Origin of the sequence: Oceanobacillus sp. CFH 90083 (genome assembly GCF_009389585.1) — a bacterium.
Lineage (GTDB): Bacteria > Bacillota > Bacilli > Bacillales > Amphibacillaceae > Oceanobacillus.
Genome location: NZ_VIYG01000015.1, coordinates 1 through 21,540, shown reverse-complemented (window position 1 = coordinate 21,540; position 21,540 = coordinate 1). Strand labels below are relative to the sequence as shown.

The 21,540-nt window shown below is 38.5% G+C and carries 20 protein-coding genes; 16 read left to right on the top strand and 4 right to left on the bottom strand.

What is annotated here, in order from left to right:
- Nucleotides 1–14: 14 nt before the first annotated feature.
- From FLK20_RS17940 to FLK20_RS17925, 5 genes are all read left to right on the top strand, one after another.
- Entirely contained in the window at nt 15–815 is an 801-nt protein-coding gene (locus tag FLK20_RS17940) for a GNAT family N-acetyltransferase (protein WP_152657971.1), read from the top strand.
- A 37-nt stretch (nt 816–852) separates the two neighbouring features.
- The gene (locus FLK20_RS21720) at nt 853–1,017 is read left to right on the top strand and encodes a hypothetical protein (protein WP_194165673.1); all 165 of its coding nucleotides are present in this window, start codon (nt 853–855) and stop codon (nt 1,015–1,017) included.
- A gap of 6 nt (nt 1,018–1,023) precedes the next feature.
- Nucleotides 1,024–1,224, top strand: a complete 201-nt coding sequence (locus FLK20_RS17935) for a hypothetical protein (RefSeq protein WP_152657970.1) — start codon at nt 1,024–1,026, stop codon at nt 1,222–1,224.
- 213 nt (nt 1,225–1,437) lie between these two features.
- On the top strand, nt 1,438–2,772 hold the full coding sequence (locus tag FLK20_RS17930) for a DUF6612 family protein (protein WP_152657969.1): 1,335 nt from the start codon (nt 1,438–1,440) through the stop codon (nt 2,770–2,772).
- A gap of 236 nt (nt 2,773–3,008) precedes the next feature.
- Nucleotides 3,009–3,881: a helix-turn-helix domain-containing protein gene (locus FLK20_RS17925; protein ID WP_152657968.1), complete on the top strand. Its 873-nt coding sequence runs from the start codon at nt 3,009–3,011 to the stop codon at nt 3,879–3,881.
- Nucleotides 3,882–4,454: 573 nt separating this feature from the next.
- Here FLK20_RS17925 and FLK20_RS17920 read toward each other — a convergent pair.
- Together FLK20_RS17920 and FLK20_RS21715 are read right to left on the bottom strand one after the other, a co-directional pair.
- Nucleotides 4,455–5,201 carry a hypothetical protein gene (locus tag FLK20_RS17920; RefSeq protein WP_152657967.1) on the bottom strand — a complete coding sequence of 249 codons (747 nt, stop codon included), beginning with the start codon at nt 5,199–5,201 and terminating at the stop codon, nt 4,455–4,457.
- Nucleotides 5,202–5,450: 249 nt separating this feature from the next.
- The gene (locus tag FLK20_RS21715) at nt 5,451–5,600 is read right to left on the bottom strand and encodes a hypothetical protein (RefSeq protein ID WP_175297047.1); all 150 of its coding nucleotides are present in this window, start codon (nt 5,598–5,600) and stop codon (nt 5,451–5,453) included.
- A gap of 224 nt (nt 5,601–5,824) precedes the next feature.
- Between FLK20_RS21715 and FLK20_RS17915 the strand changes: the two genes are divergently transcribed.
- The 3 genes from FLK20_RS17915 to FLK20_RS17905 all read left to right on the top strand — a co-directional run bounded on the left by FLK20_RS17915 (nt 5,825) and on the right by FLK20_RS17905 (nt 9,190).
- The gene (locus FLK20_RS17915) at nt 5,825–7,987 is read left to right on the top strand and encodes a type IA DNA topoisomerase (protein ID WP_152657966.1); all 2,163 of its coding nucleotides are present in this window, start codon (nt 5,825–5,827) and stop codon (nt 7,985–7,987) included.
- Between the two features lie 170 nt (nt 7,988–8,157).
- Nucleotides 8,158–8,592, top strand: a complete 435-nt coding sequence (locus tag FLK20_RS17910; protein WP_152657965.1) for a hypothetical protein — start codon at nt 8,158–8,160, stop codon at nt 8,590–8,592.
- Between the two features lie 259 nt (nt 8,593–8,851).
- On the top strand, nt 8,852–9,190 hold the full coding sequence (locus FLK20_RS17905) for a DnaJ family domain-containing protein (RefSeq protein ID WP_152657964.1): 339 nt from the start codon (nt 8,852–8,854) through the stop codon (nt 9,188–9,190).
- A 66-nt stretch (nt 9,191–9,256) separates the two neighbouring features.
- Here FLK20_RS17905 and FLK20_RS17900 read toward each other — a convergent pair whose 3' ends face one another.
- Together FLK20_RS17900 and FLK20_RS17895 are read right to left on the bottom strand one after the other, a co-directional pair.
- Nucleotides 9,257–10,438: a metal-dependent hydrolase family protein gene (locus tag FLK20_RS17900; protein WP_152657963.1), complete on the bottom strand. Its 1,182-nt coding sequence runs from the start codon at nt 10,436–10,438 to the stop codon at nt 9,257–9,259.
- A 215-nt stretch (nt 10,439–10,653) separates the two neighbouring features.
- Nucleotides 10,654–10,833: a hypothetical protein gene (locus FLK20_RS17895; protein WP_152657962.1), complete on the bottom strand. Its 180-nt coding sequence runs from the start codon at nt 10,831–10,833 to the stop codon at nt 10,654–10,656.
- A 241-nt stretch (nt 10,834–11,074) separates the two neighbouring features.
- Here FLK20_RS17895 and FLK20_RS17890 point away from each other — a divergent pair, with 241 nt between their 5' ends.
- From FLK20_RS17890 to FLK20_RS17855, 8 genes are all read left to right on the top strand, one after another.
- The gene (locus FLK20_RS17890) at nt 11,075–13,111 is read left to right on the top strand and encodes a sigma-54 interaction domain-containing protein (RefSeq protein WP_152657961.1); all 2,037 of its coding nucleotides are present in this window, start codon (nt 11,075–11,077) and stop codon (nt 13,109–13,111) included.
- 203 nt (nt 13,112–13,314) lie between these two features.
- Nucleotides 13,315–14,466, top strand: coding sequence for a beta-aspartyl-peptidase (gene iadA, locus FLK20_RS17885; RefSeq protein WP_152657960.1), 1,152 nt, complete (start codon nt 13,315–13,317; stop codon nt 14,464–14,466).
- A 42-nt stretch (nt 14,467–14,508) separates the two neighbouring features.
- Nucleotides 14,509–15,954, top strand: coding sequence for a Na+/H+ antiporter NhaC (gene nhaC / locus FLK20_RS17880; RefSeq protein WP_227995133.1), 1,446 nt, complete (start codon nt 14,509–14,511; stop codon nt 15,952–15,954).
- Nucleotides 15,955–16,207: 253 nt separating this feature from the next.
- Nucleotides 16,208–17,794, top strand: coding sequence for an ATP-binding protein (locus tag FLK20_RS17875; protein ID WP_152657958.1), 1,587 nt, complete (start codon nt 16,208–16,210; stop codon nt 17,792–17,794).
- The gene (locus tag FLK20_RS17870; RefSeq protein ID WP_152657957.1) at nt 17,791–18,474 is read left to right on the top strand and encodes a response regulator; all 684 of its coding nucleotides are present in this window, start codon (nt 17,791–17,793) and stop codon (nt 18,472–18,474) included. The genes FLK20_RS17875 and FLK20_RS17870 overlap by 4 nt, the downstream gene beginning before the upstream one ends.
- Before the next feature lie 258 nt (nt 18,475–18,732).
- On the top strand, nt 18,733–19,707 hold the full coding sequence (locus tag FLK20_RS17865) for a tripartite tricarboxylate transporter substrate binding protein (RefSeq protein WP_152657956.1): 975 nt from the start codon (nt 18,733–18,735) through the stop codon (nt 19,705–19,707).
- Between the two features lie 11 nt (nt 19,708–19,718).
- Nucleotides 19,719–20,174, top strand: coding sequence for a tripartite tricarboxylate transporter TctB family protein (locus FLK20_RS17860; RefSeq protein ID WP_152657955.1), 456 nt, complete (start codon nt 19,719–19,721; stop codon nt 20,172–20,174).
- Between the two features lie 15 nt (nt 20,175–20,189).
- Nucleotides 20,190–21,540, top strand: a 1,351-nt coding sequence (locus FLK20_RS17855; protein WP_152657954.1) for a tripartite tricarboxylate transporter permease, incomplete at its 3' end; no start/stop codon positions are given.

Below are 21,540 nucleotides of genomic sequence, written 5' to 3'. Positions count from 1 at the left end.
AGGGAGGAAATGAAATGATACGAAAACTGACAAAAGAGGACCATGGAAAAGTCATGGAACTGGTTGAGCCTAAAGCCGCAGAAAATTTGTTTATTATTGGCGATATTGAAGCATTTGGCTATGATTCAGATATTCAAGATGTCTGGGGACAATGGGAGAAGCAGAAATTAATAGCTGTTCTCCTTCGCTATCGTGAAAATTTTATTGTATACAGTGAAAATGACTATGATGTGAAAGGGTTTTCGGAGATTATCAACGCACATAAACATCGATTTGATCTAAGTGGCCTGAATCATCTGATTGATCCTTTGCAGAAGTATATTGATAGATATGTACGTGTACACAAGGAAACCTATTATGCAGCTTGTGAAAAATTAAGCTATGCAGTAAATACAGAGCAAATAAAGCAGGTGGAATATCTGAGTCCTGCTGATTATAAAGAGAATATCGAAATGCTGGGTTCCATCCCTGAATTTTCAACCAGTAATATAACAATAGAATCCAGAGCGGATGCAGAGAAAAATAAAACAGGGCGCACATATTTTATACGGGACACAAATGGAACGATGGTTGCTTCTGCATCGACGACTGCTGAGAATTCCCAATCTGCGATGATTGTTGGTGTAGGAACAAAACCAGGATATGAGCAGCAGGGCTATGCAACGAAATGTATGGAGAAATTATGTGTTACCCTGCTGGCAGAAGGAAAGTCGCTATGTCTTTTCTATGATAATCCGGCAGCAGGAAATATCTATAAACGATTGGGCTTTAAGGATATTGGGATGTGGACGATGCTTCGTTATGAAGCGGAATGAAAATGCTGTCTTCAATTTATGAGGGAGAGGGTTAACTTTGAAAATTATTTCGTTTCAAAAAGAACATGGAGTAGCTGTTGATTCCACAACGACCAAATTTACAGCACACCGGATTTTACACGATGCAAGCGATATTAGAATGAGTTATAAGTATCTTGAAGCAGGAGATAAAATCCCATTTCACGAGGCACAGGCAGATTAGCTTTTCATGATTGTGGCTGGGGAAGGGTGGGTCTGTGGCAGTGATGAGATTAAAATTCCTCTGGCTTCCGGAAAAGCAGCATTTTGGGAAACAGGAGAATTTCATGCGGCTGGTACCGATTCTGATATGACTGTTTTAACGGTAGAGGGGAAAAAATTACATGCTTGTAATTTACCTATTTTAAAAAATATTATCTCGAATGATTAGTTAAACAATCCCCTTCTTATTCCATTTACGTTCAAGGTGAGAATTCTGTTTTCTTGTTCAAATATCCCGTCATCAAAGCAACAAGGAAAATAGATGTATTGGATAAGGGGTCTTTATACCTGAATCTTCATTTGTCTGTAGTCAATCAGCTCTCCTTCCCGTATAATTCATGTAATATCTCTTATACAAAATGGAAGGGAGGCTGGGTTTGTTGTGAAAAAGTATATAGTCGGTGTTGGATTATTCATTTTAATATGTATAGCCGGCTGCTCCAGTCCTGATTCTTCAGAAATTCTGGGAGAAGCGGAACAAGTGGAGCAGAGCCTTGACTCATTGGATGTAGATTTTGAGGAAAACAGGGAAGAAGAAGCGATTATTGGAAATGCTGTTTTTGACTATGAAAATAATATCGATTATTACAATTTAGGAAGCTTTGCTCTGTATAGAGATGGGAGTAGTTTTTTGACCGAATTTGATGACGGAACGGTGACCGAGGGCTTTGAAGGAGCAAACGCTGAGCAGGGCGAATTGGAAGAAATATTTAACAGCCAATTAGATATGTTGAAAATGCCAATTGCATTTTTCTTAACATTAGACCCGGATATCCATAATAAATTCGATGTGGAAACAAGAGACAATGATTATGTGCTCACATACAATGGTAATGAAACGGACATAGAAGAGCTGGGCAGAGCAATCATTGAACAAAATACGAAATATGTTACTGCCTTTTCAGTAACGGAAATTGATCAATCCGACTTGAGTATTGATGCATTTTCACTCGAAATAATGATTGAAAAAGAGACACATCAGCTGCAGCAAGTCAAACAGGAATTAGCATATACATTGGATGATTTCTCTAATATACAGAATTATACGCATGTGTATTCCAATCACAATAACGCTGAACAAATAGAAATTCCAGCAGTCGCCGCAGAAGCAGGAGGGGCCGACTCTACAGAAGTATTAAGTGATGCAGAGCGAAAAGCTTTGGAAACAGAAGCATCAGCATATCTGGATGCGCTGATTCAAGCAACTGTCTTCCAGAATGCCGAAGAGTTTATCAACCGGGCACCAGACAATTATTCGGAAGATGAGAAGAAAACAGAAGCTGAAACACAACGGGACTTTTTCAAGAGTACGTATATCCAAAATACAGAACAAAACATGCAAAGCGCCAATGTGACAGGGGAAGAGATTATAGAGTTAGCTGATGCTGTTATGTATGCACTATCGACAGCAGAATATGAAATGGTTGATGCGCATGCTGAATCGACGGATAATATTATTGTCACTATTTCCGTAAAAGGAATCAGTGATACGTCTATATACCAAGAAACAGAGCAGGAATTGATCAGGCTATATGAAGACGGCGAAATTACTAATGATGAAATTGATTCTAAAAATCTGGAGATATTAATTGAGAAATACCATGACATCGATGAGCTTCTTGATCCGGTGGAGCTCGATGTTCATGTCATGCAGGACCCTGCCGGAACCTATGTCGTTCTCATGCAAGATCAGTATTTGGCAGGATTTATACAATAAGAAATAAAATGGAATAGCTCCTGATCAGACTAATCTGTCGGGAGCTTTTTATGGATTCAGTGAAAAGTATTGGTTCTTCAGTATAGTATGAAAAACTGCCTGCATTGAACTGTTTATAATATTATGATATAAATAATTTAAAATGAATATTTTTTACTTATAGATATGTGCAAGCTGTTCATTTAATTTGTGGCATAAAAGCAATACATTCATATTATTAAAATGGAGGAAGACTTATGAAATTTCATATTGGATCAAATGTTAGAAAAAGAAGGAAGGAGTTAGGTCTTACACAGCAAGATCTGGCATCTGATATATGTACACAAGCACAGGTCAGTAATATTGAAAAAGGTGCTTTAAATCCTTCAAGCCTTGTTTTGTTTGAACTCAGCAAAAAATTGTTGGTTGATATGAATTATTTCTTTGAGTCAAATCCTGTGAAGTCCAACAAGTATTTTAATGAAATAAAAACCATGATAAACCAGTTAAAAGCCCAAAGGAACTATACGTCCATTAAATACATTGTAGAGAATGAGCTAACTGTGAATATAAACAGATATTCTTCTTATGAGCAGCGTTACTTACTATGGCATAAGGGGATTGCACTTTATTATTTAACAAATAATTTTCAAGAGAGCATCGAAGTACTGGAGAAGTTATTGGTCGAGGAAAAAAATGTTTCTGATCAACTGCTGAATATTAATGTGAAAACGAGTATTGCGATCATCTATCAAACGGAGAAGGATTACGACAAAGCTTGCCAATTATATAAAGATGCCTGGGACCAATTAAAGGGAATAGAGGAAGCGGATGACTATGAAACAGAGCTGAAAATTCTTTTTGGCTTATCGCAGACGTTGACGTATTTAAAGCAATATACGGAATCAAAATCTTATAGCCTGCTGGCAATCTCTATTTGTGTAAAAAGAAATACATTATATTTGCTCCCTGACTGTTATTATCAGGTTGGTTACAATCTTATACAATTGAATCGAAAAGAAGAAGGCTTGCATTATATTCAAACAGCGCTAACTTTATATGAGATTCAGGGAAACACGAATTTGATGAATATTGTGAAGGAAAGGCTGGAGGAGTTTCAGTTGAATTAAATGTTTAATTAATCATAAATCTCTAATGCGTGTATTACGTGGAACACCTTTAAAGAAACAGCTTTTCTTCAAGCACCTGCCGAGTAGCAGCATCCTTTACTCTAAAGAAGACACTTTCGAGCAAGGTGTCTTGGTTTTGGAGTATGATTTTCTAAATATATTCTCAAAGAGGAATATACCATTAGAACGATTGCAAAGGAGTTGTATCAACTATAAAAAAGAATGCAAGCCTTTAAATTATGGAATGTTACATGGTGATTTATGGTTAGAAAATATACTGGCTGGTATACATTTAAATCTGGGAATAGTTGACTTTCAAGGTAATGAATCATTTTAGAAATCATCCGATGCTGGATATCTTAATCAGATAAATTAAATTGAATTGAATAATAGAAAAGCGAGTGAAATTTTTATTCCATTCGCTTTTCTGTTAGACGCTATGTTGTTTTGTAATGAACCCTAAATTAAGCACTTTTTTTGGAGTGCTTTTTCATTTTCTTATCAAAGCGTATACAGATTGTTTCGCTGCTTATCAAGGTTTTCTGAAAAAGCACCACCCGTACCTGCCATTTATCATTCTATTATATATATTTTTTCAATCATATGGATAACATCTTCATCGTTGCCGGGGTCGATATGCACGGATTCTGTGTTTTCAATAATATCCCTCATATCTTCTTGGACATCTTCTAAATCAATATCATCTGGACGGGGCATTCCTCCGTACCAGCGGTTTCCATATGGAATATCATATACATTAATGGTGCCATCTTCATTTCCGCTATATGTTATCATGCCATCTGTAATCCGGGAACCAGATATCTGAATAACCTCTTCCGGGTAGCTGACATCATTTTCCGCATCATTCGGATCAAGCGGTGTCCCGGCAGGAATATGTTCAATATATAATTCATCAATATCCTGGTTTGGACCAAGCTGCAGCCAAACACGCGCATATTTCATTTCTTCAGGAGAATAGCTGGATAACGTTTTGTTATTTTGATTTTCTTCCTCCCCAGCAGAGCTATCGTTATTTTCTTCATTTTCAGCAGAATTCTCATCTGAAGTAATCGTTTCCGATTCTTTACGCTGGTGATCCTCAGCGTCAACTTCCATAGAATCTTGAGAGGAATCGTCTGCTGCTATGTCATTCTCATCTCTTGGATTACTACCTTCCGTTATGCCCTGTTTTTCAACGGTATTGACTATTTTAGAATCATTATTCTTCTCTTGATTCGTATCATTCGAGCAGGCAATTAGCAAAAAGGTAATAGATAGCAGAAGAAAGTTGCAGTAAGTAAATTTTATGTATTTCTTCATTTTGTGACCTTTCCTTTCTTTTCATTAAAAATTGCAATGATCCTATGAATCCTCATTCAATAAATTAATCTTAAAGTAATTTGGCTGGCTTGTAAAACTTCGGGAATCAAAGTAATTTTATATGAGGAAATATATTTATAAATCAGCAGGTAATGGTAATAATGTGATGGAATAAGTACTTCTTTTGATTGTACGGCAAAAAACTAAGTCAAGATCTAATCGTTGACTCAGTTTTTTTCTGCACAGATGCTATCTTTTTCGTTTGTTTTTCTTATTGTCCAAATTTAGAAACTCACTATTTTCACTCGCAAATTCCGTATCATTACCTGTTTTATTATGTTTATTACGATTATTTTGTTTTCCTTTATCCTTGTTGCGATTTTTATTTTGCTCAGACATGATTGCTCCTCCTGTAGTGATACATATTAGTAATGAAGATAGTTTAACCATACATCCAAAAATTATAAGTGAAAATGCTTAAAAGGTATTTCATTGTAGCAATCAATTAGAAAAAAAGTACAAACTATGTCATAATAGAATATCGAACGAATGTTTCTAATTAGGGGAATGGTTAGCAAAAAAACGAATTGATATGACGCTAAAGGAAAGGCGATGAATTCAAAATGGGAGTCCGATTAATTTTAGCAGAAAAACCATCCGTCGCAAAAAATATTGCAGACGCATTAAATATTAAAACGAAGAAAGACGGCTATTTTGAAGGTGATAATCATGTAATTACCTGGGCGTTTGGCCACCTTGTCGAGTTATACGATGCAAAGGACTATGATGGAAAAATGCGAAGCTGGAAAATGGATCATTTTCCTTTTATCCCTTCTGAATTTAAATATAAAGTGAAAAGTAATCCGCGAAATCGGGCAAAAACGGATGGCGGAGCTGCAAAACAGTTAAAAACGATTCACTCTCTGATGAGACGCAGTGATGTAGAGGCGATTATTTCAGCATGTGATTATGATCGGGAAGGACAGCTGATTGCCGACAGTATTATCTACCGGGGCGGGGTGAAACCCAAGGCTGCGGTATATCGCCTGCTTTTAAATGAATGGACACAGAAGGAAGTAATACAGGGCTTGGAAAATCTTAAGCCGAATGATGCGATGAAGCCATTACGGGATGCGGGGGTCAGCAGGCAATGGGCGGATTGGGTCATTGGCATTAATCTGACATCTGTTGCAACGTTAAAATACCAGCAGGGAAAAAGTAAAGCATTAAATATAGGCAGGGTACTGCTCCCGACATTAAAAATAATCTATGACCGCGATCAAGAGATAAAAAATTTCAAGCCGGAAGATTATTTTAAGCTGACTGTAACGTTCCAGACAGCGGAAAACAGGGAATATGAAGGAACTTATATTGAGAATAAAGAGGATAAATTTAAGAAAAAAGAATTATTGGAGCCGATTCATGAAGCAATTCAGAACAAACAAGCCGTCATTACGGATAAGCAGGTGGAGAAGAAAAAAGAATTTCCTCCATTTTTATTCAATTTATCCAATCTGCAGGGGTTTATAACGAATAAATACAAGGGATGGACATCTGATAAGGTGTTAAAGGTGGCTCAGTCACTTTATGAGAAAAAGCTGATTACCTATCCACGGACCTCCAGTATGGCATTAGAAGAAAGCTTAGTTGGAAAAACTGCTCATGTATTAAAAGTGCACGCTGAAGATCTTCCTTATAAAGAGGAGATTACATTTATGAAAACCAAGCGTGTCTTTAATAACGCAAAAGTGGAAAGTCACAGCGCAATCATTCCAACATATATGAAGCCTAAACGGCTTTCAGCAGATGAAGGAATAGTGTATACGGCAGTTAAAAACCGTTTTATTATGCAATTTATGCCGATAGCTGAATATGAGGAGACAAGGCTGATTACAAAAATTCTGGAAGTGGACTTACCTGGTGATTTCCATTCAAAAGGAAAGGTTCAATTGGTGGAAGGCTGGAAAAAAGTAGAGAAAATCCAATCAAAAGATACGCTGCTGCCAAATGTGACTAAACAAGAACATGTTCATGTAACAGGCTCTGAGGTCACTTCCCATGTAACGAAGCCGCCAAAGCATCATACAGAAAGAACGCTGCTTCGTGTTATGGAGACATGCGGGAAAAGTTACAAGGAGGAGGACGAAAGTGAAGAGCTGCTGGGAAGTATTTTGACCGGCTTCAGTATTGGTACTGCGGCAACAAGAGCAGAAACGATAAAAAAATTAAAGGATGTAGGCTACATTACAACGGAAAGCAAACATTTGCTTTGTACAGAGCTTGGCAACCGGCTTGTTGAAATCTTTCCGGTCAAAGATTTATTCGATTTAGAATTTACCGGACGTCTCGAAAAAGCATTATCAGATATTCAAAAAGGAAAAGCGAGCAAGCAGGAATTTCTCCGCCTTGTTTTTCATTTTACCACGGAATCGGTGGAAACGATCAAGCGCGGGGAGGACATTATTATTAATAAGGTAACATCAAAACGGGCAACCAATGAAGTATTAGGAACATGCCCTGTGTGCGGCGGCAAGGTGACGGATGGCTATAAAGTCTTTGGCTGCAGCAATTGGAAGAAGGGCTGTTCATTTGCTATTTGGAAAAATGATAAATATTTAGCCTCGATGCGTAAGAAGCCCACGAAAACAATGGTGAAAACATTATTGAAAGAGAACAAAGTCTTTGTGAAAGGTCTGACCAGTAAAAACGGAAATAAATTCAACGCCTATTTAAGCTATGAAAAAAATAAAGACAATGACTACTATAGCTGGAAAATGGAGTTTTAAAGTGATGCCATTTAAAATAGGTGTAATGAAAAAGTGAACATTTCCTCGTTTTCAAGCTTTTAGACGGAAAATAGTGTATACTGAAGAATAGAGGTAGCATTATTTAATAAACGGAGATATGAAGAATTGTATTTGCCATGCTAAATTTTCCTCTAGACAGGATGACAACCATGAAAAAAGTTATCGTAAGTACAAAGGAAAATCTGGATTATGGTACATTAATTTGGATCTACGCAAACAACCGTAAAGTATATCGCAGCAGTAAAAGCATTGCTGCCGATATGCCATTTCACCGCTATGATTCACATTACATGGGAATGGTTAATGAGCTGTACAGAGATCAGGAAAAACATCCGCTTCTATTTAACCAGATGATGGAGGAGTCGGATCGGATTTTTGGTGTATGCTTAAATAAACGACGTAATCATGATGGTTCAAAGGATATGAAGGTTCTTTTTTTTCTTGATTGGGATGATGTACAGGACTTTGCTGAAGATATCTACCCAAAGCTCGTCAAAGAGGAAATAAAGAGAAGAAAAGCAGCCAAACAAAAATGGCTGGAAAGAGGGAAGCTATTCTCCGAAAAGAAAAAAATGTCGGAATAAATGTTTTCACAAACAGGCAAGCTGTCCATGAGGTATTTTACTTCATAGGACAGCTTTTTTGTTTAAAGGTAACAGTTAAAAAGCCTGACTCTTTTTTGTTATCTAATTTCACAAGGATTTTTTTTCTACTCCCAGGCAGTTGGATATCTAGCATGATGTATGAAAAGGCAGTATACTAAAAATAGATGTTAATATTTTTTCTGGATTTTGAAGGATTACTGGATTTTAGTAAACAAAAGATCGCAGGGAGGTCATTCGATTGGACAGGAAATATAATGATTTAATCGGTGATATGATTAAAGAAAGTGATTATAGTTATGAAAAGGACTTGCCGGGCAAGGGAAAGCCATTGCCTAAAGATCATATGCAAAAGGATACGTTTCAGCACTTTCAAAAAATAGCGAAGGATGCCGGTTATTTGCCGCCGTGGCTGAAGCTGCAAAAGGAAATAAGTGAATTATTACAGGATGCTGAAACAGAAAAAGATATCAGGAAAATCAACAAGCAAATTAAAAAGCATAACCGTATATGCCCGCCGCCTTTGCAAAAGAAGCTTGTCAGCTTAGCTAATCTGGAAGCAGTGAAGAAAGAATGGTGAGTGAAAAATAAAACTGGACTTGTTCAGATTAATGATATCCTTCCAAGTCCAGCAGATTGTTTAAGTTTACTCTACTTTCTTCCCTTTTTTATAAACAACTTTATCACCTTGGACAGCTTTTATGTCCTCTAATGGGTTGTCCTCGATAATAATAAAATCAGCAAGCTTTCCTGTTTCAATAGAGCCTGCATAGTCATTAATTTTTAGCAGTTTTGCTGCATGGACGGAAGCAGATTGTAATGCCTGTAATGGCGTCAGACCAGCATTGACCATGTGCTCAAGCTCTTGGGCAGATCCGTTTTCAAAGTCGTTATAAGCAGTTCCTGAATCCGTCCCCATGGCAATTTTAATTCCTGCTTTCGCTGCTTTGCCAATACTTTCAATATGTGCCTCCTGGACAGCAAGTGATTTTTTAACCATGAAATCCGGCAATTTCTCAGGATGCTGATTAATCGCCCACGGCGCCATTAATGTTGGTACAAGATAGGTGTCATTTTCCAGCATCATTTGAATTGCTTCATCATCCAGGTAAATACCATGCTCGATTGAATCTACACCGGCACGGATCGCATTTTTGATTCCTTCCGTTCCCTGAGCGTGTGCACAGGCGGTGTAGCCTTTATGATGTGCTTCCTCCACTGCAGCCCGCATTTCTTCAACGCTAAGCTGAACATCATGAGGTGTTTCACCATCCATACTTACACCGCCGGTAGCCATTAATTTAATGTTTCGTGCCCCATTTTTAATATTGGTGCGGGCATTTTTACGAATCTCGTCGACACCATCAGATTCCAGCCCCAGTTCAACACCGTGTCCGCCAGTCATCACAAGTGCCGGGCCGGATCCGATAATTCCAGGTGCAGTAATTTTATTTTCTTTTTCTAATTTAGATAATTGCAAATCAATGTCGTCAGAAGAACCGACGTCACGTATATATGTCACTCCATGTTTTAAAAACTTATTTAAGTTATCCACCGCAATATAAGTGTTTACGACTGCTCCTGTTTTGACAGCGTTAACGGAAGATAGACCGCCAATTTTGAAGAAAGGGTCTAAAACAATATGTGTGTGAACGTTGATTAAACCAGGCATCACATATTTACCTTTCAGGTCAATGACTTTATCGGCATCTTTCGTTTCCTGGTTAATAAATAGACCTGATTCTGTATCTACCGCAAAGTCAATTGCTTCAAAATTTGTGTTTTTGCCGGTAAATACCTTGGCATTTTTAAATAAGATCGTCGTCATTCTTGTCTCTCCTCTTGATTGATTATTCTAAGGTTGTATGCAAAATGTTAGAATACAGATTAATATACCATAAAAAAAGAGACAATTGTGTGAAATAGCCCCTGAGTTATTTTCTAAAGGAAGTATTTTTATGAAAATTAAACAACAAACGGTACCCATCAATGGCTTCGATGTAAAAGCAGTTAACCAATTAAAAGATGCCTTAGTCAGCGCAGTTAAGCTAAAGTAAATAGCCAGGATTTCATATTTTCATGATGATAACATTCCAGATATAGATAAGCCTGAAAAATGTTTCCTGCACCGGTTTCGGCTGTATAATGATCGCGGCTCAGAGAAAGAAGGAAATGATAAATATCCCGAAAATATAATTGATAAACTTGATCAATTGATTTCATGTATTCCTCCTTTCCGTATACACATAACACATTTCAGGTAAAAAAAGTTACAGGTTTATTTCAAGTTTAGTAAAATAAAATAGTAACACGCATGAAGTAGTTTGCTAAAGCTAAACTGAATGTTTATGTAATAAATCTGGAGACGTTTTTCTTTTTCTGATTTTAATGATTTATATAATATAGTAGATTGAAAGATTTTTTACTGTCTATTTACCGCGATATCTGATTGGAGTGAACACCTATGAGTAATCCGGTTATTCTGATACTCACCAAAGAAATTGACTTGTACTATACGTTTCGTGATAATATCCGTGATGTTTTCGGAGATGGAATCCGGCTGCGCAGTAATCATTTTTTACCGGTTCATCTGGAAGACGTGGATTTAATTCTGTCTTCTATCCCGGACAGTCTGGCAGAGGATTTTATTGATTTGGAGAAGACGAAGGCACCAATGCTGGTTGCTAACCGGTCTATTGATTTTAAAAAGCTGGAAAAATTATTTGAATTGCCGAGAGCAACACGATGTCTGCTTGTCAGTAATGATGAAGCTATTGCTTATGAATCTGTAACAATGCTCAAGTATTTGGGATTCGATTATCTGGACTTTTATGCATACTCCCCGGATATGGACAATCCGCCTGAGATGACAGGCATTGATGTTGCCATTACACATGGATTAGCGAATCTGGTCCCAGGAGAGCTGGAAATCGTTATTGATTTAGGAAACAGGCGCCTTGATTTGAGTACACTTTTTGATATTTCAAAAATTCTTAAACGCAATTTTAATCATGCTCATCATATAACAATGGGGTATGTGAAAAACTTTGCACGTATCGGCAGAGAGCTTGCCAATTCTGTACGAAATGAGAATTATATTAATTCCAGTTTGCAGGCTGTCCTCAATGCGGTGCAGGATGGTGTTGTTTTTATTGACAGTGAAGGATGTGTTTCTTTATTTAATGAAGAAGCAGGCAACATTTTAGGTGTTGACAGCCATGATGTCCTACATAAGCATTATGCTGAGGTGCTACATGAATTTCAAATTGATAAAGTTATGGAGACAAAACAGCCTATTCCCAGGCAGCTGATTCAGGTACGTGGATTAAATCTACTAAGCACACTGAATCCGATTTTGCTCGATGAAGTATTTTCGGGAATTGTTCTTGTTTTTCAGGATGTGACACATGTAGAGCGGATGGAACAGGAAATAAGAAAAAAGAAGCTGCAAACGGGATTAACTACAAAATATTCCTTTGAGGATAATGTTGGCAGCGGTAATATGATTATGCAGACACAGCAAATTGCAAAAAGGTTAGCCAGAAGCGACTATACCATATTGATAACGGGAGAAAGCGGAACGGGAAAAGAAATTTTTGCACAATCTATTCATGAGTACTCATCCAGAAATAAGGGACCTTTTGTTGCAGTGAATTTTGCCGGAATTTCCGAATCACTTGCGGAAAGTGAATTATTTGGCTATGAGGAAGGGGCTTTTACGGGAGCAAGAAAAGGAGGGAAAGCAGGTCTTTTTGAATTGGCGCAAAACGGGACAATTTTTCTCGATGAAATAGGAGATGCGCCATTAAAAATTCAAGCTGCTATCTTAAGAGTGCTGCAGGAAAGACAAGTAATGCGGGTCGGTGGAAACAAAGTTATTCCGATTAACGTCCGAATTATCGCAGCAACCAATAAAAATTTAGAGGATATGGTCAAAAACGGGGAGTTTCGAGATGACTTGTTTTACCGTTTAAATCAATTACCTTTACGAATACCTTCTTTATCTGAACGGAAGGAAGATATTCCGGATTTAATCAGCTATTTCTTAGTAAAGAAAAATAGCCGGCTGCATTTCCCTCAGGAAGTCATGGATAAGCTTTCCTCTTATAGATGGCCAGGGAATATTCGAGAATTGGAAAGTCTGGTTACTTATTTATCGGTTATTGTGAACGGGCCGGAAGTTAGCCTTGCTGATTTACCGTCTAAAATGACAGATAATCAATTTACAGATGTTCAGACAGATAAAATAATAAAGCTGCTTGAACATTCAGGGGATATGAATTATTTTAAAGATATTTTAGAGTGCTTATCTGTTACGAGGGGAGAAAATACTGGAATTGGCCGTTCCACATTACAGGCAATGCTTTCTAAACAAATTTCTGAGAGTAGGCTGCGTACGAAGCTGGAAGTCCTTAAAAAATACGGTTTAATAGAAACTGGAATAAAAAAGCAGGGAACTAAGATAACGGAGTTGGGAGAAAAAATGAAAGAGATCATTTAAATTTAGGAGGTTTATAGGGTTGTTTTAATCCTATAAAACCTCCTAAATTTTATTTGGATTTTGAAAATCAGCTCTATAAAGCCTTATAATTAATTGGCATGTTTTTTGCATGGTATACTTTATAGCATTTTATTTGAAAGCAGAACGACTGCTGTTAATTTTTTCGGAAAATAAGTATTATTTAGCAAATGGAGGTCAGATGAATGATTACATTAATTAAAAACGCAGAAGTTTATGCTCCCGAACCGTTAGGGAAAGCGTCTATTTTATTGGTTGACCAAAGAATCGCCAAAATAGGAGAAGTGAATGAGGAAGCGGTAAAAGAATTAGATATCGATTATAAAATCGTTGATGCAGACGATGCTTATGCCGTGCCAGGATTTATTGATCCGCATGTTCACATAATTGGCGGCGGTGGAGAAGGGGGATTTGCGACCCGCACCCCGGAAATACAGCTGAGCGATATGATCCAATCTGGAATTACGACAGTTGTCGGTCTTTTAGGTACAGATGGGACAACCCGTCATATGACTTCCCTACTGGCAAAAGCGCGTGGACTGGAAGAAGAAGGAATGACAACATTTATTTATACAGGAAACTATGCAGTCCCGACGACAACAATTACATCAAGTGTTAAAGAAGATATTATTCTGATTGATAAAATTATTGGGGCTGCTGAGATTGCTATTTCCGATTCCCGTTCCGGACAGCCTTCCTTGCATGAATTGGCTAAAATAGTGGGAGAAGCCCGTGTAGGAGGCATGCTCAGCGGAAAAGCAGGAGTAACGCATTTTCACACCGGTCCCGGGAAGGAATATTTATCACTCCTGCATCAGCTTTTAGAGGATTATGAACTGCCTGCTTCGAATCTCTATGCAACGCATATCACACGCAGTCAGGAGCTGCTGGATGATGCAATTGGTCTGGCTAATAAAGGTGGATATGTTGATATCACAGCAGATGACGAAACACATGATTGGGTTGCTTACTATAAGAAGAATGGTGGAGATATGCAACATTTAACTATTTCCTCAGATGGCAATGGCAGTCTGCCGAAGTTTGACGAAGCAGGAAAAATGATCGGCTTCGGAGTAGCAAGCACACAAACATTATATCAGCAAGTCATTGCAACGGTGAAAAAACAAGCAATGTCTATCGAAGAAGTTCTTCCGCTTGTAACAAGTAATACGGCAGCTGCTTTGAAATTGAATAATAAAGGCGGCATCCAGGAAGGTAAAGATGCCGATGTACTTATTTTAGATAAAAAAACACTGGCGCTCGAGCATGTATTTGCAAAAGGACGTCACATGTTAAAAGATAAAAAGCTTCTTGTAAAAGGAACATTTGAAAAATAAAGAAATTTATACTGATAGATGAAGAGAGGAAGGATTTCACAGATGAGAAAACAACCCAATTTATTTGAAGCTTTTTCGCCAATTGTCGTGATGCTGCTGCTACTTGCTATCGGTTTTGGTGTGTACGGCTTCAGTCCGGAACCTCTGTTGATTTTAGCTTCTGTATATGCAGGGTTTATTGCATGGCGATTAGGATATACGTGGGATGACATGATGGAGGGGATTCAAGAAAAAATTAAACAGGCAATGCCTGCCATTCTTATTCTGATTTCAATTGGAATTTTGATTGGGACATGGATGATTGCCGGTACGATTCCAATGATGATTTATTATGGGTTACAAATAATTAATCCAACATTTATCGTACTTATTGCGTTTGTTGTTGCTGCGATTATTTCTATTGTCACAGGAACATCCTGGGGTTCAGCAGGAACTGTCGGTGTTGCGCTAATGGGAATTGCGACCGGACTCGGAGCGAGTCTTCCTGCGACCGCGGGTGCCATTGTTGCAGGTTCTTATTTTGGGGACAAATTATCTCCGCTTTCAGATACAACCAATATTGCTCCGATAGCGGCCGGAAGCGAATTATACGAACATATTCGTCATATGCTCTGGACTACAGTACCGGCTTCTATTCTCAGTATGATTGTCTACTTTTTTGCTGGTCTTCATTTATCGTCCGGCAGTACAACAACTACGGAGACGATGAATACGATGATGCAAACACTGACAGATATGTTTAATTGGAATATTTTGCTGCTTCTTCCGCCAGTAATTATTTTATATGGAGCAATCAGGAAAAAGCCGACACTTCCGATGATTATATTTTCATCTGCGGTTGCAGCAATTTTAGGGATTTTCATGCAAGGATTTAGTGCAGGTGACGTATTTGCATCTACAGTTTCCGGGTTTGATGTAGCCATGGTAAATCGTGCAAATTTTGATTCTGATACGGTGATCCCTGAAGTGCTTAGCCTGGTGCATCAAGGTGGCATGCAATCAATGACTGGAGTCGTTTTAATTGCTTTCTCTGCTTTTATCTTTGCTGGTATTATCGCCAAATCAGGATCACTTGAAGTGATTATTCAAACATTGATGAAAGTGGTTAAGCGTACTGGTGATTTAATTCTGACTACGGTTCTTTCTTGTATTACGATGGCTCTGGTTACAGGGAATTCGTATCTTTCTATTATCGTACCCGGGGAAATTTTCAAAGATACGTATAAGAAAAAGAAATTACAGGCGAAAAACTTATCACGTACTTTGGAGGATTCTGGTACTGTTGTTGTACCGCTTATCCCTTGGTCATCAGCAGGGGTATTTATGGCCGGAACACTGGGCGTTTCTACACTCAGTTATGCCCCATGGGCGATTCTGTGTTATACCGGATTTATTTTTGCGATTATTTTAGGGTATACAGGTATCGGTATTGCGAAAATACCGGATGATGAAGCTGAAGATAATTCCGAAGTTAAATCGGAACAATAAGCAATTCTATTGAAAACATCCTCTTTTTTGATTGCAACCAGAATCAGAGAGGGGATGTTTTTCGTGATCTATTCTAATAGGTGGTAGGAGCTTTGGTGTAACAGCTTTCTAACTCTAAGAATCTTAGCATTAACCTGTGTTGTTTTGAAATTGGGCAGAGGCTCCTTGCCCCGGTCTGATATTTCCGATAAACTGATAGTGCAATTAGATAAAATCTATGGAGACGGATTGATCGATAGAAAAGGAGGTATAAATGTTTTCTTTTATTAAAAATATGACCATTCGGAAGCGGATTGTATTTATATTTCTGACATTATCGACTTTTCTTATTTTATTATTCATAGCTGCATTTGCTTATTTTGAGGTTAGAAATGCACAGGATACATATAAACAGCTATCAAGACAGACTGCTAACGGACTGGCATTTATGCCTGCATTGGAGGAAGCTATCAGCACTAGGGATGATGCAGAATTACAGGCAATTATCGATCGTGTACGGCTGCAGGCAGAAAATCCTGTTGTGACTGTTGTTACGCGTGAGGGAGAGTATATTATTCATCCAGATGAAAATCGGATTGGGTTAATGGAAGAAGCGGATCAGTTTGCGCAAACTTTGTTATACGGCTCCTATGTTACAGAGAGCGGAGAAGGGGCACTTGGACCGGCAATCATGACCATTGCGCCAGTCTATAAAGAAGCAGATGAATATGGCGGCGAAAGAATTATCGGCGCTGTTACGGTAGAGTATCTGGAAGAATCGATTAATGCCATTATTGTAAGCAAACTGACGAGATTATTTATTGTGGCATCAATCGGGGTGGTATTATGCATCGGCGGTGCATTGCTTTTAGCGAGAAGCATTCAGGAGGACACGCTGGGAATAGAACCGGCTGTTATTGCAGAAATGTTCCGTGAGCGGGAGGCGATGCTGAATGCGGTAAAAGAAGGGATTATAGTGATCGATGATAAACAAGCTATCTCCATGATCAATCCCTCTGCGAAATCATTGTTAAGCTTATCAACGGATTTACAGCAACCTGTCCGGATTCTTGGTTTACCGGAAACACTTCATACTGGGAAAGCAAGCTATGATGAGGAGAAAGTATATCAAGGAAAAACCTTTATTACCAACCGGATTCCTTTATATGAAAATAAGCAGATTGTTGGTGCAATTTGCAGTTTTCGAGATAAAACAGATATCAAACAGCTTCAAGAAACGGTTATGCAGATGGAGGGCTATGCAGACAGCCTGCGTGCCCAGACTCATGAATTCAAAAATAAAATGTATGTACTGATGGGATTATTGCAGCTTGAACAATACGAAGAGGCGCTAAAGCTCATTCAGGAGGAAACAGCGGATAAAAGACAGGCATTCCCGATGCTTAACAATATTAAAGATCCTGGTGCCCAGGCCATTCTGCTTGGAAAAATGGCTAAGGCGGCTGAGAAAAAAATAACACTCGCCATAGAGGAGGCAAGCCATCTTGATAAAACGGAAATATCCACTACGGATATGGCTGTCATGCTCGGAAATTTATTAGATAATGCAATTGATGCCGTATTGGATTCAAAGCAAAAGCAAATTACGGTGATGATTACGGATATTGGAAGTGAAATTGTTATAGACATAGAAGATACAGGGATGGGGATTCCGAAAGAACAAATGGAACAAATTTTTGCCAGAGGCTACTCAAGTAAAGGAGAGAACAGAGGCTATGGTCTTTTCCATGTCTATGAAACAGTGAGAAAGTATCGTGGAGAAATGGAAGTGACCTCTCCAAATGAGGGCGGGACAGTATTTTCCCTCTATTTACCCAAACGAGGAGGAGTGAAAAAATGAATGTTGTGATTGCAGAAGATGATTATCGGGTAGCTTTATTGCATGAAAAGTATTTGCAGACATTTTCAGAAATTAGCGTGGTAGGAAGAGCTTTAAACGGGAAAGAATTGAAGGAACTCTTAAAAAAAGAACCAGTGGATGTCGTATTACTTGATATTTATTTTCCGGATACATTAGGAACAGAGCTCCTCAGTTATCTTCGCCAGCATTATCCGGAGCTGGATATGATAATTGTTTCCGCTTCTACAGACAGGCAGCATTTACAGCTGGCGAAACGTTACGGGGTGTATCAGTATTTAATTAAACCTGTTACGATGGATGATTTTACAAACGCGATAACAAAATATATAAAAGATCGAAACTGGTTTGAAGAAGCTGGAGAATTTGAAGTGAATGATACTAATTATGTATTGACTGGAGGAAATGAGCGGAAAATAGAAGAAAAAGGAATGAATACACTGCTTCCATCTGGAATTGATTCGATTACATTAGAGAAAGTAAAAACAGCTTTAATGGAGCATCAGGAAGGGGTCACCATTGATAAAATGTGCCAGCTTGTCGGCATTTCAAGAACAACAGCCAGACGATATCTGGAGCATATTGTCTCAAATGAAGAAGCAACGACGATTTTAAATTATGGTGTTATCGGCCGGCCGGAAAGAAGATATATTTTACAGTAAAACATCCTGATTATCGGGGTGTTTTTTGCGTTTTAAAAAAGTATAAGCACAACTAAGGCATTCATCGAAAAGTTTGACGAATAACAGGTTTTCTTTATTATCTTTTATTCTTCCCCATCAGTGGACGAAAAGGACGAAAAGGTATTAAAGAATGTTAAGTGAATAAAATTCGAAATATTGTTTTTCCTTTTGTGGTTTGTCATAATTATCTCTAATGTTGAAAGCGTTTACTTAATATAGATTTTGTGAGGTGTTAGAATGAAGCATTTGTGCTTATTATTTATGGCTTGTGCTCTGTTGGCAGGGTGTTCCGGGAATACAAGTGAAGGGAAAGGAACATTTCCTGAAAGAAATATAGAAATTATTGCTCCAGCCAGTCCGGGCGGGGGCTGGGATCGAACAGCCCGGTCCACACAGCGTGCGATGAATGCGGATGGGACAGTAGAAGAAGATATTACAGTTGTGAACAAGCCTGGCGGTGGCGGTGAAGTAGGCTGGCAATATTTAATGCAGCAGGATTCCCATTTTGCTGCATTGAATTCAAGTCTATTAATTACAGGTCCATTGCTGGGGCAGACCGAATTAACCTATGAAGAATTTACGCCATTAGCCATGTTATCTACGGAATGGCTTGCCGTTGGGGTAAAGGCAGGCTCAGGAATTGAAAGTGGTATAGATTTACTGGAGCAATTGAAGGAAGATCCAAAGTCACTGGTGATTGGTGTCAGTCCATCATTAGGAAGCGGAAATCACCTTTCCTTTGTACAGGCTGTGATTGAATATGGGATTGACCCGACAGAATTACAATTTCTTGTTTACAGCAGCGGCGGCGATATTATGAATGCATTGCTGGGCGGACATATTGATGTCACCAGTAATTCACTATCGGATTTATCAGAACAATATTTAGCCGGAGAAGTAGATATTTTAGCTGTAACATCTCCTGAAAGATTAGAGGCATTTCCGGATATTCCGACGTGGAAGGAACAGGACATCGATATGGAGTTTCCGCATTGGCGCGGGATTATGGGGCCTCCGGATATGAGTGAGGAGGAAATTGCAGCTTGGGATCTTTACCTGAGTGGAATGGTAGAAACAGAAGAATGGCAAACAGATTTAGAGAATAATAATTTGGAAGCATTTTATATGAATAGTGCAGAAACCGTTGAATTTTTAAAAGAACAAAATGATTTTTTTGAAGATATTGTAGAGGATTCAGGTTTAACGCCTTAGGAGGAAAAAATATGATGCAGGTAACAATACGATATGCCATGCCGATAATGTTTATTATTGGCAGTGTGATATACGGCACGATGATTATACAATTAGATGCAGCAACATTAGGTAATCCTGATGGACCAAAGTTTTTCCCTTTATTTGTCTGTGCTGGATTACTGGTATTTTCTATCGCTGACTTAATCAATGTACGTAAACAAATACATGCGCAGAATAAAGATTTAGAGCTGATAGCCAAGCTGAAGTCATTTAAATTAATTGGAATAATTATTGGAATTTGTGTGTTATATACACTTATTTTTGAACACGTAGGCTACCTGATTGCGACGATATTATTTATGGGAGCGCTAATGTTCTATTTAAATGGTATGAAGAAATGGCGTCTGAATGTAATTGTGACAGTAGTTGTCTCCGTTTCGACCTGGTATGGATTTACAGAGCTGTTACAAATAAGTTTACCTTAGAGGAGGAGTGCAACGATGGATGTAAATATCATTTTAGATGGATTATGGACAGCGCTCCAGCCTGCTAATTTGTTATGGTTATTGCTTGGAGCAGTACTTGGGACGATTGTGGGTATTTTGCCGGGACTTGGAGCGGCAACTGGAGTGGCGGTGCTTATCCCGTTAACATTTGGGATGGAACCGGTCAGTGCCTTAATTCTGATGGCGGCGATTTATTATGGAGCTTTATTTGGCGGCTCTCGTAGTTCGATTTTAATCAATACCCCGGGGGATGGATCTTCTATTGCAGCTACATTCGACGGTTATCCAATGACCAAACGGGGAATGGCAGGACAGGCCATGTCTATTGCCGCAATGGCTTCGTTAATTGGCGGTGTCATGGCAATATTCGGATTTATCTTTTTAGCGATTCCACTAGCTAACTTTGCCTTGAATTTTGGTCCGGCAGAATTTTTGTTACTCTTTTTATTTGCATTATCTGCTGTGGTTACTTTATCGCAAGGAAATATTATTAAAGGCTTTTTAACGATGTTTTTAGGGCTGGGGATCAGTACAATCGGAGTTGATTTGCAATCTGGTGTTCATCGCTTTACATTTGGGCTGCCGCATTTAACAGATGGTATCAATTTTATTGTCATTATTATCGGTATTTATGCTATAGGGGAAGTGCTTTACAACTTACTTAAACCGCAATACACGGGGAAGTCAAATGGACAAGACATAGGAAGTAAATGGTTTACCAAAGAACAGTGGAAGCGATCGCTTGGACCTATTTTAAGAAGCGGTCCCATTGGATTCTTTTTGGGGGTACTGCCTGGTTCAGGGGGAACCATTGCTTCTTTGTTATCCTATAGTACTGAAAAACAAATCTCAAAAAATAAGGATGAGTTTGGAAAAGGCGCGGTAGAAGGACTGGTTGCGCCAGAATCAGCAAATAGTGCCTCGGCTGTCGGTTCTATGATTCCCATGCTGACAATGGGGATACCCGGATCAGGAACAACAGCGGTTATGCTGGGAGCACTTGTGATGATTGGAATAACGCCGGGACCATTACTATTTGAAAATAGTCCGGATACCATTTGGACACTGATTAACAGTATGTTTATCGGAAACTTAATTCTGGTTATTATTAATATTTTAATGGTTGGTATGCTTGTTAAAATATTAAAAACACCGCCAAATGTGCTGTATCCGATTGTTCTTATTCTTTCTTTCCTGGGGGCATATACACTTGGCTACAGTACGATTGATTTTTATATTTTAATTATTGCCGGTGTGATTGGCCTGTTTATGCGGATACTTAATTATCCGGTCGTACCGTTGATTCTTGCATTAATTGTAGGCGGAGATATGGAGCAGAATTTCC

Excerpts from the sequence above, each read along its gene's own strand:
- FLK20_RS17940 (WP_152657971.1), top strand. The coding sequence starts at position 15 with ATGATACGAAAACTGACAAAAGAGGACCATGGAAAAGTCATGGAACTG.
- FLK20_RS17935 (WP_152657970.1), top strand. The coding sequence starts at position 1,024 with ATGATTGTGGCTGGGGAAGGGTGGGTCTGTGGCAGTGATGAGATTAAA.
- FLK20_RS17925 (WP_152657968.1), top strand. The coding sequence starts at position 3,009 with ATGAAATTTCATATTGGATCAAATGTTAGAAAAAGAAGGAAGGAGTTA.
- FLK20_RS17920 (WP_152657967.1), bottom strand. The coding sequence starts at position 5,201 with ATGAAGAAATACATAAAATTTACTTACTGCAACTTTCTTCTGCTATCT.
- FLK20_RS21715 (WP_175297047.1), bottom strand. The coding sequence starts at position 5,600 with ATGTCTGAGCAAAATAAAAATCGCAACAAGGATAAAGGAAAACAAAAT.
- FLK20_RS17915 (WP_152657966.1), top strand. The coding sequence starts at position 5,825 with ATGGGAGTCCGATTAATTTTAGCAGAAAAACCATCCGTCGCAAAAAAT.
- FLK20_RS17910 (WP_152657965.1), top strand. The coding sequence starts at position 8,158 with ATGAAAAAAGTTATCGTAAGTACAAAGGAAAATCTGGATTATGGTACA.
- FLK20_RS17900 (WP_152657963.1), bottom strand. The coding sequence starts at position 10,438 with ATGACGACGATCTTATTTAAAAATGCCAAGGTATTTACCGGCAAAAAC.
- FLK20_RS17895 (WP_152657962.1), bottom strand. The coding sequence starts at position 10,833 with ATGAAATCAATTGATCAAGTTTATCAATTATATTTTCGGGATATTTAT.
- FLK20_RS17890 (WP_152657961.1), top strand. The coding sequence starts at position 11,075 with ATGAGTAATCCGGTTATTCTGATACTCACCAAAGAAATTGACTTGTAC.
- iadA (WP_152657960.1), top strand. The coding sequence starts at position 13,315 with ATGATTACATTAATTAAAAACGCAGAAGTTTATGCTCCCGAACCGTTA.
- nhaC (WP_227995133.1), top strand. The coding sequence starts at position 14,509 with ATGAGAAAACAACCCAATTTATTTGAAGCTTTTTCGCCAATTGTCGTG.
- FLK20_RS17875 (WP_152657958.1), top strand. The coding sequence starts at position 16,208 with ATGTTTTCTTTTATTAAAAATATGACCATTCGGAAGCGGATTGTATTT.
- FLK20_RS17870 (WP_152657957.1), top strand. The coding sequence starts at position 17,791 with ATGAATGTTGTGATTGCAGAAGATGATTATCGGGTAGCTTTATTGCAT.
- FLK20_RS17865 (WP_152657956.1), top strand. The coding sequence starts at position 18,733 with ATGAAGCATTTGTGCTTATTATTTATGGCTTGTGCTCTGTTGGCAGGG.
- FLK20_RS17860 (WP_152657955.1), top strand. The coding sequence starts at position 19,719 with ATGATGCAGGTAACAATACGATATGCCATGCCGATAATGTTTATTATT.